This is a genomic window from Aurantimonas litoralis, from assembly GCF_026153195.1.
In the GTDB taxonomy this organism is placed as follows: Bacteria; Pseudomonadota; Alphaproteobacteria; order Rhizobiales; family Rhizobiaceae; genus Aurantimonas; species Aurantimonas coralicida.
In genome coordinates this window covers 14,375-28,090 of sequence record NZ_JAPFBM010000017.1, presented here as the reverse complement: position 1 = coordinate 28,090, position 13,716 = coordinate 14,375, and the positions used below count along the sequence as shown (strand labels likewise).

Genomic DNA, 13,716 nt, shown 5'->3' with positions numbered 1-13,716 from the left:
GCGCACGACGCGCAAGCCTGACAGCGAGGTGTCGGCGACAAGCGCCAGGCATTCCCGCGTGTAATCGTCGACCACGGTGGACCTGCCCGGGAAAAGTGGAGAGCACCAACTGAGGAACCAGGGGGTGTTCTATGGGAAACGGGAACAGGTCGACGCCGGAGTTCCGCCGTGAAGCGGTGCGGCTGGCACTGACCAGCGGCCGGACGCGGCGGGAGATCGCGGAGGATCTGGGCATTGGCTTATCGACGCTGACGCGTTGGCTAAGCCATGAGCGCGATGCCAGTGAGCCAAGCGAGGCGCCGGTCGATCTGCATGCCGAGCTGAAGCGGCTGCGGCGGGAGAATGCGGTCCTGAAGCAGGAGCGCGACATCTTAAAAAAAGCCGCGGCCTTCTTCGCGAAAGAGGGAAGTCGATGACCTTCGGCTTCATCGAGGCGGAGAAGGCCAGCTTCCCGATCAGCCGGATGTGCCGCGTTCTCGGGGTCAGCCAGAGCGGCTTCTTCGCCTGGCAGGACCGTCCGGCCTGTCGCCGCCAGCAGCAGGACATGGTCTATCTGGCACATATCCGCACGGCCTTCGCGTTGTCGAACGGCACCTACGGCAGCCCGCGCATGCACCGCGATCTCGTTGATGAGGGCCATGAGATCGGGCGACACCGCACGGCGCGGCTGATGCGCGAGAACCAGTTGATCGCGCGGCAGAAGCGGCGCTTCAAGCGCACGACGGACAGCGAGCACGCCTGGCCCGTCGCCCCGAACCTCGTGGCGCAGGACTTCACGGCGCACGGCCCGGACAGGAAGTGGGGGGCGGACATTTCCTACATCTGGACCGCGGAGGGCTGGCTCTACCTTGCCATCGTGCTCGACCTCTTCTCCCGGCGCGTCGTCGGCTGGGCCACGAGTGACCGACTGAAGCGCGACCTCGCGGTCGAAGCGCTGCGCCGTGCTCTCGTGGCTCGCAACCCGGCGCCGGAGCTGGTGCACCATTCCGACCGTGGATCGCAATACTGCTCTGTCGACTATCAGGCGCTGCTACGAAGGCGCGGCATCCTGATCTCGATGAGCGGGCGCGGGAACTGCTACGATAACTCGATGGTGGAAACGTTCTTCAAGACCATCAAGTCGGAGCTGATCTGGCAGGTCGCATGGCAATCCCGCAAGCAAGCCGAGAACGCCGTCGCCAGATACATCGACGGGTTCTATAACCCCGTCAGGCGGCATTCATCGCTCGGCTTCCAGAGCCCCATAGCCTTCGAGCGAAACGCCCGGGAAGTAAGCTAAACGCTCTCCACAAAAGCCGGGCAAGTCCACAGGTCAGACTCTAATCTGCCGTGGAGGAAAAACTCAGTGGCAGGTCAGTTCCAGAAGGCACTATGAGAAAGCAGACGCGCGAACCGAAAGCCCGGGGACTAAATCAGATCGAGTGCCACCCTAATTATGGCGTCCAGGGGCATACTTCAATGCCGTAAGGCAGGTCCATCTGAACACTGGCTTCACTGATCTTGCGACAGATCCCTCCGGCCAGTAGGAGATACGGCGGGAGGACCGGCCGCTTTTCGCGAACTTCAGAAGGTTTCTCGGATGGAAGTCCATGAGTCCAGCCAACGGTTCTAGCTGCCGATGCTGTTCGTCCTCTGAATGTAAAAACTGCCCATAAGCATTCGCCTCCTCACGCAGTGGGTACTCGAAAAACATCTCTGTGACTTTCCGAGCGCTCTGCGCCAGCGCCTCGACATGATTGAACGGATCGAGCCTCGCCAGCAGAAGCATATCACCCATTTCCTGCGCGAATTCGATGACAGCTTCCTGCTGGACAATCAGCCCCCAATCCTCTGCGAGAGGGTTCTTTTCCGATTCGAGCAGCGGACCAGAAAGGCCGTCTTCTGCACGAAAATAATTTTTAGTCGTCCCATGAGTGGCTGCACAAAACACTTCGAAGAGCGGGCCCCGTTTAGCCCAATTTCCAGCCTCTAAGCCGCACAGCTCGCTGAACATCGTGAAGGTTCCGGAGTTATCCGGAAAGCTTGTGAGATCGATGTAGAAACCGTGAAGCCTCTCTTGGAACCTAGCTTCTTGCGTAGTCAAGATACGGCAGAGAGAGCGTTGCAGACGACCACGCCATCCGACGTCGACGACGCCAATGGCGCCCGGATCCAGAAGTCCCTCCTGCGCCATGTAGTCCAGGCAAGCGGCGCGACGGTATGCGCTTCGCTGAACGACGAGAGCGCGAAACTCTGACACATCGAGAGCTCGAGATATCTCGGAGACACATGCTGCCGTCAGCCTGCCGTCTGGGGGCAATCGACGCAGTTGAGACTCTGGTGGCACATGGAACAGTAGCTCGAAAGGCTGTATATCAAGCCTATCCAGATGCTCGCGAAGGGTCCTCCCTTCAGCCCCCTCCAAGATCCATTCACGATCCGCCATCCCCACCTCGACCAAGGAAGCCAAGTGAAGACTCTGGCGAGATACGTACAAGTAACGACACTCCACATTCGGCGCGAACTTGGGAGCGAGGACTTTTGCGATCTTTGTCAGTATCTCTCCGTCGCGCGCAAGGAAATAGAGCGTACGCAATCGAAGTCGCACCGCTTCGCGAAGAGACCAGATAACGAAGCTTACTAAGAGCGGACCAACCACGTTAGCCGAAACATCCCACACTGTTTGCTCATGGCTGGAGAGAAACGACCTTCTAAGACGCACAGCACGCGCGCTCCCAGCGAAGATAGAAGCAAGAAGCTCTGAATCTTCGGTAAGTTCACAGGCAGACGCTTCGTATCGGCTCGGTCGTCCCTCGAGGTAGGGAGCCGCTGGCACCCCCCAAGCGCGCGCGCGCTGAACATCGGAGCCGAAATTATCGCCGACGTGCAAGATTTTTTTCAGCGGCTGAGCGGTTCGTGCAAGGTCGGCGAAGAGTTCGCCGCTGTGCTTCGTATGACGTGACACTGATGAGGCGAAAACAGCATCCGACGGCAGACGAACTCCGCACCTTGATAGCAACTGATACAAAACTGAGTGAGGTAGACAAGTGTCGGAAATTACATACGCGCGTCCTCCGCGCGAGACAAAGTCTTTAACAATATTGATATTCGCTTCGATCGGCCGACACAAGCTCTTTTCTAAAAAAATTTCTAACTCCAAAGCTTCGATAATGTTTTCACGAGAAATAAATGCATCACTGACGAGCTTTTCGTAAATCTCCTCAAGAGTCACTTGCTTTGGATAGGTCGCTTTTGCCAGGGTTTGCTCTGCTTCGTGCCTCACGCTCCGCCAGCGCGAAGGTGTCATTAAGATGATAGAACGCTCCCGAAGTGACAATCCGTGAATAAGAAAAATATCTATCGGCCGAGAGAGCGGGCGTGTTATCAACGTATCAAAGGCATCAATCGTCAGAACTTCCGCGAGCATTAACCGTTTGTCATTTGTACGCTTGATCGGCAAGGCTCCGTGCAAATGCAGATACATAGTGCGAAAAAATGGAATAGCTGCTTTTGCTGTCGACGAATCCTGCCACGTTCTCATCTCGAGAGTCCTTTCGTAGTCGCTCGCCCGTGGCTCAGACATGTTATATCTGGGAGACGACAGTTTTTAGCTTGCGAAGACACTATCATGTTCGAGATTCGCCCTCGCGGAAGCCGTTTACGTCGTTTGTACAAAGCGAAATTTGGCGTCTACGGGTATTGTTCGTCTAGCGGGAGAGAAATGGAAGCGAATTGGAGTCGTTCGATCTCGTGTCTCTTATCCGCCCTAGCGTACTCAGCATCGCTAGCCGGTCGTGCGAAAGATGTCACTCGCAGCTGCAGGAACGTCGTGCTACTAGGGCTGACGATTGGACAGGCTCTTCAGGCAGCGTACTCGCCAACGAACAGATCCTCGATTCTCGGATTGGCGGGGGACCGATCAGCCAAGTGCGCAATTCGCTGGCGCGCAGAGCGATAAGTGTAAAGGAGCCGGCGGTTCAAACCAATCCCTCGATAGAGGGCCGCGATCGCGGGATGCTTCCGGCGCAGCTCCTTGTAAACGCCGCTCTCCTTCGCAGTCCAAGGGAAGAATGTGCCATGCCAGGGCTTCGGATGTGCCATGTAGTGAACAATCGAAAGATTGGACATCGGGACGAGGTGAAGGAACTGCTTGGGGAAATTCCAGCGGTTCGAGATCAACATTAGAGCGGGCCCGGCAACCTCGTTGAGCGCGCCTTGGTCGTGCTTACCCGCGCAGGCTTCTGGGTCGCGCTCAAACAGCGCGAGGGCCTCCTTCCCTATCCAACTGGAGCGGTGAAACTTCAGGACGCCCGCGTTGAAATAGTGGCTGTCCGTCCCGTTCACGAGGACGTCGTGAATCGCAGTGTAGTCGCGAGCGGCGAAGAAACGGCCCTCTGGCACATAGGAACACTCGAGTTGGGCGAGGCTTCCCACGATTTGCGTGTCGCCGTCGAGATAAATGACTTGCGTATAGCGGTCCGGAAGCACATCCGGCAGGACGAGTTTGGCCATGGTGCTAACGCTGATGCGCCCAGCGAAATATCGTCGGTCCAGACGTCCGAGCGCTTCCTGCAGGGGCTTCGACGCATCAATAAGGATGACGCCGGCCTCGGCCAGGACCTCAACAACCGCGTCATCGTTCGCAAGCGTCTCAAAGGTAAGGATGAGAACGTCCGTGTCCGGGGCCGCAAAGGCGCGAGCCTGTAGTGCGGACAAGATGGTCGGAAACGCGTATTCGAGGTCGGTTACGTAGACGATGCACTGGTGGTCCATGATTAACTCCCTCATCTCTCCAGCTCGGCCGGCGCGCTGGCGTTCCCGCCCGGCAGTCGCGCAGAATTCGATACGGCGCCGCCCCGCAGGAGAGCCGGAGCGCTGCTTCCGAGCCGATGGGGTGCGTCACTTTGCGAGATGCGGCGATGTGGATCGCGCGATCGCGTGGTAAGCTTCGCAACATCGAGGCATGATTTTATGCGCGCAAGGTAGGGAGGTGAACGATGCTCAATGCGGCCATACTGTCCGTCCTCGCCTCGATCGCAGCCGGAGTCTATATCCGGGCATGGGCGTTCTTGTGTTTCACAGTAGTAATCGCGATGACGGCCGGGGTGATCCTTTCGGATGGCAGCGTATCTGGCGTTATCTTCACCCTGATGGGGTTCCTTGCGATCATGCAAATTGGATATTTCGTCGGCGCCTTCTTGGCCGAGTTCGCGCGACGCCACCAGCGGCGCACCGAGACAAAGCCGATCGGCGAGTCTTCGGCTCAACAGGCCCAGCAGCGAAACGGGCGCTGAGTGGGTGGACCGGGCGAGCGGATTAAGGCCTTTGATCTGGAGACTAGCCCGCGGGACAAGCGATGTGACCATCAGGCACGCGCGCCTTCGCTCTGAAGAGCGGTCGAGAGGCGGTCAGCACCTTGCCGCACCTGCAACTGTCCGACGTCGAGGGCTCTGCGCGCTCTTGGCCCTTCGTACATTGGCCCGAGAGCGTATCCCGCTGCCAGTCCGCTTGTAACGCTGAACAAAAGGCCGAGATCGGTGCTGCTGCCGGATACAGTAGCAGAAGTGATCTGCGCGAACGAGGAGATCAATGCAGCGAGCCCGAGGGTCCGCTGATTGGCAGAGGCCAGCCTCTGGCGCAAAACTCCGGCGACCAGACGGACGAGGAAAAAGCAAAAGAGCAAGGTTCCGAAAAGTCCAACATTTGACAGGAGCGCGACTAGAAAACTCGACGCACGGACCGTCCCCAAACCCGCGCCGAGAAGCGAGGTTTCGATGAAGCTGACGAGCGCAAGAGTGTTCCAGGCCGTTCGTTCCTCTCCCGACTGCGACTGCATCTTCTGCGCTATCGCCCCGTTGAACAGGTCGCTCATCGCCGCATAGGCTTGGGGCGATAGCATTAGCCCCATGAAGGCCAGCGGACCGACGATCAGGAGGCTCGCGAGGAAGAGATTGTGGCGGCGATGCGCCCGCCCGGTCGCCAAACTCACTAGGCAGAAGCACACGACCATGGCGATGACAACGAGGCTGGCCAAATAAGCTGTTGTCGAGGTGCTGAAGAGCACTGCCGCCGCAAGTAGTAGGGTGATGAGTCCTATTGCTCGGGCCGGATACTGATCGAGCCACAGGATCACAAGAAACGTGCACAAGGCGAGTGCAACAGAGCCGAAAGCACTGGCCTCGGGGTAGGAGCCGACGATGCGCTTGAAGCCGTGGAATGTTGCGCCAGTGTGCAGAGTGTAGTTCGCGTTCCGAATCGGGTCCAACAGATCCGCATGGCCAGTGAAATAAGTGCCTAGGTCGAGCACGGCGAAGAGGAGGCATGTGGCGCTCATCACGATTAGCGCGCGCACGATAGCGCCAGCGTAGCCGAACCGTGCGAGGCCGGCCACTAGCAGGAAGCACACGAGATCGCCGAGGAGATACACCGACTGCGTCACGTTCGACGATCCCGGCGCGAGCGGTGCAGCGATCGTCTTCATCATGCCGGAATGGTCGCGGGCGGAGGAGTAGACCAGCGTTGCGCCGGCGAAGATGCGCGGGAGGAAGATCGCCGTCATGACGGAGAAGAGAACATAGGCGGCGAACCAGAAGCCCGCGCCGCGAGAGCCCATAGCAGAACACGCGGCCGTGGCCTGACCGGGACGTAGAATAAGGCCGCAGAGGAGAAACGGCAGGAGAAAATGGCTGGGCTGGATGCTTGCGCCTCCGAGGACTGGCATCTGCAGCACGGCTGCACTGCCCAAGAGAATGGCGAGGCACAAAACGGCCATGGCGAACCGCGCGCCCAGGAAGATCGCGAGCAAACCGCACAAGATGACCAGATATCCAAGCGGCTCAATGTTCACTACGCGCACGCCCCGTCTTTTGATGTTCGATAGTCGCGATATCACCGCCCTACAAACCCACGGCAGCTCCAACGCGTCCGGAGGCGGTATCAGATTCGTTGCCGGTGGCTGCGCTCGCATCATCTCCGGCAACGCTCGGGCTAAGCGACTGCGCGAGATCGAGCGTCACCTTGACTAGATCATGCGGAAGCAGAACTGTCGTTTCCTCGGCGGCAATCGTTTGGGGCGTCCCGTCCTTCTTGCCCCGGACGATCTCGAAACGCGGTCGCGCGCCACCTTTGATAGAGTTGGCTTCCATTGCTTCAAACGCGCCAGCGCTGTAACCGGCTTGCTCGCCGAGGAGTTGGGCAACCTGCATGTCAACTTCAGTTTTGCGAAGAACTAGCTCAAGCGTGTTCAGCTCCTGCTGGTTTTCCGCGTTGCGCGTGTTGACGATGTCGGCCCGATCCCTCTTGCTTTCCTCTAGGGCTTGGCGCGCCTTGGTCAACGCGATCTCTAGATCGAGAAGCTGGCTCTGGGCATCGGCGAGGGCACGATCGAGACCAAACTGGCGTGCGTTGTTCGTCAAACCCCGGTCACGCAAGCTACTTACGGCTTCGAGTTCCTGGCGCGCCATGGCAACCTGTCGATCCTGCGAGACCATCTTTGCTTCAAGCGTCTCGATCTGCTGCTCGTAGAGACTGATCAGATCGTCGGTGCTGGCACGACGACTTTCGAGCTCGACTCTTCGCATGAGCATGAGGTCGAGTTCCTGCGCATGCCCCGTCTCGATACCGGGCGCGTCGGCTATTGCTCCCGGGATCGCAAACGTTTCCCGCCCTGCGATTTCTGCCTGCAAGCGCGCGCGTCGCATCAGGAGATCACGCTGGGTCGTCAATGCGGTGCGATAATCGCCCGCCGCCTGAATTCGATTGCGTTCGAAGGAGGCGGTGTCGAAATCGGTCGCCCGTTCGAGCCCGCCGGCCAGACTCACGGCCTTTAACACCGTCATCCCCGGTTCGAAACTGTAGCGGCCGGGGGTCGTAATCTTACCAGTCACGAAAATGGGCGCGTGTTGCACGATCTCTGCGGACACAAAGGGTTCGAATGCCAATCCCGTGCCTTCCGCCAACGCCGACGCTATAGCTTTCGCGACCTCGTCCGTAGTAAGACCGGCCGCCTTCACCTGCCCGGCGATGGGAATGGCGAGCGCGCCGGCATCATTAACGCCGTACGTGCCTTCAACGGCCTCCCAACCGATGTAGCGACCTTCGCCGGGTTGCCATTCGACAATGCGCAACGCAATCTTGTCCTCTGGGACGAGCGTGTAGGGCGCCGCCCCCGCGAGGCTTGAAAAAGCGAGAATACCGATAAAGACAACGAGCGTTGCGGCCGCGCGACTGCGGAAGGCCTTCCAGCGTAGCGAATGCTTCTCCATAAGCTCAACCCCTTTTAACGGGAGATAGCGCGGTAGCCGAGCGGCGCGAGCTCCCCTCCATGTCAAGGATCCGACCCGGCGAAACTCGGAATCGGACGACGTCCGCGAGAGCCGAGAGATTGCCTTTCAGACGGCCGCGACGGTCGATCTGCGCATCGCCCCGAAGGCTTCCGAAGATGTTGGCGAGAACATTGCGTCCCATCTGTGCGAGTGCACGCGGAGTCGACATCGTGCCCTTGGCGATGAGACGGCTCGGATTTGCGATCTGCGAGTAGCCAAGTCGCAGGCCGGGTTGGCGCCCGGAGCGCACGCCGAGATGCACGCCTACCGCCCCTGCCACCTTCAGGCAGCGACCATGTGCGGCCAACGCCCGGCTGAAATCGACGTCCTCGAGCCAGCCATAGAGTGGGAGCTCTTCGTCGAAAGCAAGAGAGTGTTCTTTGACGGGCTGCAACCGGATCGCCATGTTGCAGCCATAGGCATTGTAGACTGGTTGGATCAAACAACTATTGCGGTCAGCTTGATAAATAATCGCGAGCGAGTCCGAAAACGCTATCGGCTCACCGAGAATGCCGTCCGCGACCACGTGCCCGGTGGCGATTACGGCCGTCTCGTCGGCGGCGAAGGCCGCCTTCATGCGCCGCACATAGTCCGGCGCGGGGGTGAAGTCATCATCAAGGAACACTAAGAAATCGGACTGCGCGTCCAACGCGTCTGCGATAATCTGGTTGCGCTGACGCGTCAGGCCCCGCGGCCCGACGACGACGTGGACGTCGGGACAACCAGACATGTCGCCGGCGTCCTCCCACGCCGGCACGCAAACCACGATCCGATCGCCCGGATCGAGAATTGAAGCGAGGTAGACAATGGTGTCGCCCAGCGTTTGCGGGCGCCCAGCTGAGGCGATTCCGATTGTCGCTCGTATCATGCATGCCCCCGCGGGACTTTGTTGACGATGGCACCGAGCACCGTGCCCCCAAGCGTGCGGAATACATCAACTGCCGAAGCGGCAGCCTCCAGCCCGCTGCGGCCATGGCTCGCGACAAGAAGAATGCCGTCTAGTTCCGGAGCTATCGCGCGCACATCAGGTGTTGTGGAAAACGCCGCCAGATCGACGATTACCATGTCGAAGCGGCTTTTGAGGTCTTCGAGCTTAAGCGCAGTGCGCTGAGATCCGAGCCGAGCTGCCGGACTTGCGCCCGGGGATGAGCCGAGCGGCAGAAAAACGAGCTCATCGGTGATCGGCACGAACGCCTCACTGAGGCGGGAACTGTCTTCCAAGAGCTCTCCAAGACCGGGCCCGCTGTCCCGCAAGAGCGATAGGCTCAACTCGCCGTTCGGTGCCGCATCCACGAGCAGGGTCCTGCAGCCCGACGCGGCGGTGAATAATGCCAGTTCGAGCGCAATCGACGATGCACCCGAGCCGGGGTCCAGCGGAACAAGGCCGATCAGCGAAACCTTCTTCCGGCGTAGCGCGGACACAAAGGCGCCTAGTTCCTCAATGCCTGGGATCGTAGGCCTCAGATAGGCAAAGCCCGGCGCGCCGGGCTTCGATTTGGCGAAACGCGAGCGTAGACGCCGCACCTTCCAGCCCCGCGTCTTGCGCGCGTTGACGACGAAAGGAAGTTGCGCAAGTTCGGCGAGATGATCGGCTCGGTGGAGACGTTTGTCACCCGCATGGCGTGCCAAGCCCGACATTAGCCCGAGCCCCGCCCCGAGCAATAAGGCGAAGGCGAGGACCAGTCCCGATCGGGGCCGCGCTTTTGTCAAAGGCGGCGTTGCGTTGGAGATCACCGTCGCATCTGACATCGGATAGGAGATGCGCTGTTTGACTTTGGTATACTCGGTCAAGGTGTTCTCGTACAGCGCGCGCTGGGCATTGGCCGCGCTCTCCAGTTCAGCGAGCTGAAACTGGTTGCGTGGCCCTGTACCGCCGCCCTTGAATGCGGCAAGCGCGGCCGCCGCCTTGGCGAGCGCGCTTTGCTGCTCGGCGACGAAACGACCCAGCCATTCGCTATAATGCCGCGCACCGTCGGCTTTCATGGCGAGATTCTTCTCTATGTAATGTGCTGCGAGAGAATTCGCAATCTTTGCGGCAAGCTCGGGATCGTGCCCGGAAGCGGTGATCTCTATGATCATTGAGCCCCCGACGCGTCTGAGGCTGACGAGCTCCCGAAGTCGCGCTACAGCACGATAAAGGGGATCGATGGCATCCGCAGACTCGACTGAAGGGACGTCGAGTATAGTTCCCGCCATCTCGACGCCATCGCTGTACCGATCTACTTCAACGATAAGGCTCAGGAGCCAGCTTTTAATCTGTCGACGCAGGTCCTTCTCGGTCGCGGTGAAATCAGGATCATCTATTAGATCCAACGCTGAAGCGGTGGCGGCAAGGACGTCGGTTGAACGGGCGACCTCGATCTGCCCTTCCACAAAGGCATTCTCCGCCGAAGCATTCTGCGCCGGGTCTCCGGCGGTGGTGAACTCCACGAGCAGCTGAGTGGCCGCCACATATGTGGGCTTCGTAACCCAAAGATACGCCGCGGCAAGCGCACCGACCAGAACAGGCCCCGCCAAAATCCACATCCACCGCTGGCGCAGGAAAAATGCAATGTTGCGCCAGGACAGCCGGTAGGCGTCCGCAGGAGGTTGGCCGCCCGGCAATGCGAACACAGTTGGGTACTGCGTAGTGTGGGTAGACATTTGCGAACATTCAGATGGAGGCCTGGCCCGCTTGCTATGAGCCGAATTAAGGCAGTTAATCGCTTCGACTAGAAGCCGGCTTGCCTGGCGGTTCAGTAAGCTCCGCGCCTAGAAAACAGGACCGGAACGGTCTTGAGAATGATCTTTAGGTCAGCGGCAAGAGACCAGTTCGTGACGTAGCCAACGTCGAGCGCCACGCGCTGTTCATAGCCCACATCGCTCCGGCCACTCGCTTGCCATTGCCCGGTCAAACCCGGCCGAACGGCGAAATACATGGACTTGTGTGCGCCATAGAGCGCCAGTTCATCGGCAATCACCGGCCGCGGGCCGACGAGGCTCATTTCGCCTCGCAGAACGTTTATCAACTGCGGAAGCTCGTCGAGGCTTGTGCGACGCAGGACGCTTCCTACGAATGTGATCCGCGGGTCGCATTTTAGCTTACATGACGCGTCCCACTCCCGCCGAGCATCTGGATTCTCTCTCAACAATTCTGCGAGGCAGAGATCTGAGTCTTCTCGCATCGTGCGAAATTTCAAGCAACCAAACTGTGCACCTCGGAAACCAATCCGCGGGTGACAGTAGAACACTGAACCCTTGTCGGAAATCTTGATGATCAACGCAAGAATGATCATCAAGGGAAACAATGCGACTATGGCACATAGCGATACTACGACGTCGAATATTCGCTTAAGAGTCCCGCCGAGCGCCACCTGCGACTCACCTGTGTTGGTGGCATTATCTACTAAACGGAGCCCCGGAACGCTAAGCCTTCTCGAGTAATTTTCCAAGGTTTTACTCCAGATTCTGCTTCTCTAAATTCAGGATGACGAAGGGTTCCCATCCTGTCTGTGACCCCGGTCACAAAGTTAACTTTCGGTTAAACACGTTCGCAGGGCCTCGTCACCGGCAGCCTGCGCAAGAGATAGGGATAGATCTTGTGGCCCGGCGCAGGTTTCGAGGTGTTCGGCCTGCGGTAAATCGCCTCGATCGCCAGTCGCTTCATCAGCGTCGCGACATGAAGGCGGCCGACGACTATGCCTTCCCCGCCGAGGATGTCGCGCAGCATCCGGCTACCGGCAAAGGGATATTCCAGATGCAGCTCGTCGATCCGCCGCATCAACGCGAGGTCGGCGGAGGGAACCGGGCGCGGCAGGTAGTAGACGCTCCCCCGGCTGATCCCGAGTTCACGTGCCTGCCGGGCGATCGGCAGATCGTGCGACCGGTCGATCATCGTCTTGCGCTCGGCAACAGTCCGACCTTGTCGAGCGCGCCTTCCAAAAAATCGTTCGCCAGCGTCAGCTCCCCAATCTTGGCATGCAGCGTCTTCACGTCGACCGTCGGCGCCGCGGCAATAGCAGTCGCTTCCGGCCCAAAGACACCGGCGGCACCTTCCAGGAGCCGGGAACGCCACTGCGTAATCTGATTGGGATGCACATCGAACTGCTGTGCCAACTCGGCCAGCGTCTTCTCACCGCGCACCGCAGCGAGCGCCACCTTCGCCTTGAAGGCAGAGCTGTGGTTCCGCCTGGGTCTCTTTGTCATCGTCTCTCCTGATCACGGCCATCCTGGCCGCCTTCAGGCAGACAATCTACTCAGCCCGCTGTGCAGATTGGCCAAGCCACCTCAGTTTCCACCCGGCATCGAGGCGGCCGCTCAACCCTTTCGAAATGGCCTCTCAAAGAGGTAGCCGCCATGCGACGCATGCTGCGATCAGATATGGAAGAGCAACCGCGTGAAAGTTGGAACTCACCCGGGCAGAGGTACAGAAGTTCACCTGCCCCGATCTTCGACGACCGCTATTCCCTCGTTGAATTTAAGGGCGCTTCGGAGGCTCGCAGTAGGAGTCGATCGGTCTTTATCAATTCTAGTGTTGACCTCACGTAATCCCTCATGATTAAGATAATTTTCGGATTTGCTTGATGCCGCTGCGGCAGTCCTTGCGATCCATCCGCGCATATTACGATGCGGAGCAACCAGTGTGGCATAGTATCGCGCATGATGACCCATAGTGATCGGAAATCTGCACCGTCATCCGTCGTGCCCTGCAATTTCGATGCAGGTGTTTCCGCCGATCTGCCGTTTCCAGCCGCCGCGCACCGGAGCTTTCGACGCGGAGACGTTGTGATGGGCGTTGACGCTTCAAGCGACACATTTGCGTTCGTTAGATCTGGAATCGTTAACGGCGTTGCATCGCACTACGACGGACGTGAATTCATCCTAGACGTTCTGAGCAAAGGGAGGTTCATCGGCGAATTCGAGGTCCTTCGCCGATGTTCGTCGTCCCTCGAATTTCGGTCGGCGACCGACTGCACGCTCGATTATTATGACGGACGTCATCTTCGCGAACTCTGTCGGCGCGATGAGGAGTTTAAAGAGCGGATCCTTCGGCGCGCGCTCGAACGCGTCGTTGAACTCGAAGAACGCGTAGTCGACAAGGCTTATCACAGCCTTCCGGTGCGGGTAGCCAAGGTACTCTTGCGCCTATCTCGCGTCTATGGATCTGAGACCGGCGTTGACAGCGACGAGTTGGCGATTCTCCAGCATGATCTCGCCGCCACCCTTCCGGCGTCTCGCGAGAAGGTGAACAAGGCTTTGCGGCGTCTGCGCGAACACGCTGTGGTCGATATCCAGCACGGGGTCATCCGCATTCTCGATCGAAACGCCCTCAGACTTCATGCGGAATCCGATTGAACAGCGGCACGCGCGACTCCTCTCGGCCCCAAACGTGGCACAGGCAGTTAACATCTGGACCAGGTCTGGCGAAGTCGGA

At 59.1% G+C, this 13,716-nt stretch carries 10 protein-coding genes and 1 pseudogene; 3 read left to right on the top strand and 8 right to left on the bottom strand.

All coding sequences use genetic code 11. The features are described 5' to 3' along the window. Positions 1-131: 131 nt before the first annotated feature. Positions 132-1,279 (top strand): IS3 family transposase gene (locus N7I30_RS20960; protein WP_498640973.1). Its coding sequence is split into 2 segments (ribosomal slippage): positions 132-384 and positions 384-1,279, totalling 1,149 coding nucleotides; the frame shifts between segments, so codons are not numbered across the junction. 150 nt (positions 1,280-1,429) lie between these two features. Here N7I30_RS20960 and N7I30_RS20955 read toward each other — a convergent pair. Continuing rightward, positions 1,430-3,520 (bottom strand): hypothetical protein, encoded by a 2,091-nt coding sequence (locus N7I30_RS20955; RefSeq protein WP_498640972.1) that lies wholly within the window; start codon positions 3,518-3,520, stop codon positions 1,430-1,432. Positions 3,521-3,840: 320 nt separating this feature from the next. Further along, positions 3,841-4,752, bottom strand: coding sequence for a glycosyltransferase family 8 protein (locus N7I30_RS20950; RefSeq protein WP_228241811.1), 912 nt, complete (start codon positions 4,750-4,752; stop codon positions 3,841-3,843). A gap of 224 nt (positions 4,753-4,976) precedes the next feature. On the opposite strand from N7I30_RS20950, the gene N7I30_RS20945 reads away from it, so the two are divergent. Then, positions 4,977-5,273, top strand: coding sequence for a hypothetical protein (locus N7I30_RS20945; RefSeq protein ID WP_024351213.1), 297 nt, complete (start codon positions 4,977-4,979; stop codon positions 5,271-5,273). A 71-nt stretch (positions 5,274-5,344) separates the two neighbouring features. Here N7I30_RS20945 and N7I30_RS20940 read toward each other — a convergent pair whose 3' ends face one another. The 6 genes and pseudogenes from N7I30_RS20940 to N7I30_RS20915 form a co-directional block, all read right to left on the bottom strand. Beyond that, positions 5,345-6,835, bottom strand: coding sequence for a hypothetical protein (locus N7I30_RS20940; RefSeq protein ID WP_244495488.1), 1,491 nt, complete (start codon positions 6,833-6,835; stop codon positions 5,345-5,347). Positions 6,836-6,875: 40 nt separating this feature from the next. Beyond that, the gene (locus N7I30_RS20935; protein WP_024351214.1) at positions 6,876-8,243 is read right to left on the bottom strand and encodes a polysaccharide biosynthesis/export family protein; all 1,368 of its coding nucleotides are present in this window, start codon (positions 8,241-8,243) and stop codon (positions 6,876-6,878) included. A 4-nt stretch (positions 8,244-8,247) separates the two neighbouring features. Next, on the bottom strand, positions 8,248-9,171 hold the full coding sequence (locus N7I30_RS20930) for a glycosyltransferase family 2 protein (protein ID WP_051141605.1): 924 nt from the start codon (positions 9,169-9,171) through the stop codon (positions 8,248-8,250). Next, positions 9,168-10,946: a Wzz/FepE/Etk N-terminal domain-containing protein gene (locus tag N7I30_RS20925; RefSeq protein WP_498640971.1), complete on the bottom strand. Its 1,779-nt coding sequence runs from the start codon at positions 10,944-10,946 to the stop codon at positions 9,168-9,170. The genes N7I30_RS20930 and N7I30_RS20925 overlap by 4 nt, the downstream gene beginning before the upstream one ends. A 92-nt stretch (positions 10,947-11,038) precedes the next feature. Next, positions 11,039-11,656, bottom strand: a complete 618-nt coding sequence (locus N7I30_RS20920; protein WP_228241826.1) for a sugar transferase — start codon at positions 11,654-11,656, stop codon at positions 11,039-11,041. Positions 11,657-11,838: 182 nt separating this feature from the next. After that, positions 11,839-12,488: pseudogene (locus N7I30_RS20915) on the bottom strand (IS3 family transposase); the annotation flags it as partial. A gap of 453 nt (positions 12,489-12,941) precedes the next feature. On the opposite strand from N7I30_RS20915, the gene N7I30_RS20910 reads away from it, so the two are divergent. Beyond that, positions 12,942-13,637 carry a Crp/Fnr family transcriptional regulator gene (locus tag N7I30_RS20910; protein WP_162142668.1) on the top strand — a complete coding sequence of 232 codons (696 nt, stop codon included), beginning with the start codon at positions 12,942-12,944 and terminating at the stop codon, positions 13,635-13,637. The last annotated feature ends 79 nt before the right edge of the window (positions 13,638-13,716 follow it).

Coding starts and splice junctions, on each gene's coding strand:
- N7I30_RS20955 (WP_498640972.1), bottom strand. CDS start 3,520: ATGAGAACGTGGCAGGATTCGTCGACAGCAAAAGCAGCTATTCCATTT.
- N7I30_RS20950 (WP_228241811.1), bottom strand. CDS start 4,752: ATGGACCACCAGTGCATCGTCTACGTAACCGACCTCGAATACGCGTTT.
- N7I30_RS20945 (WP_024351213.1), top strand. CDS start 4,977: ATGCTCAATGCGGCCATACTGTCCGTCCTCGCCTCGATCGCAGCCGGA.
- N7I30_RS20935 (WP_024351214.1), bottom strand. CDS start 8,243: ATGGAGAAGCATTCGCTACGCTGGAAGGCCTTCCGCAGTCGCGCGGCC.
- N7I30_RS20930 (WP_051141605.1), bottom strand. CDS start 9,171: ATGATACGAGCGACAATCGGAATCGCCTCAGCTGGGCGCCCGCAAACG.
- N7I30_RS20925 (WP_498640971.1), bottom strand. CDS start 10,946: ATGTCTACCCACACTACGCAGTACCCAACTGTGTTCGCATTGCCGGGC.
- N7I30_RS20910 (WP_162142668.1), top strand. CDS start 12,942: ATGATGACCCATAGTGATCGGAAATCTGCACCGTCATCCGTCGTGCCC.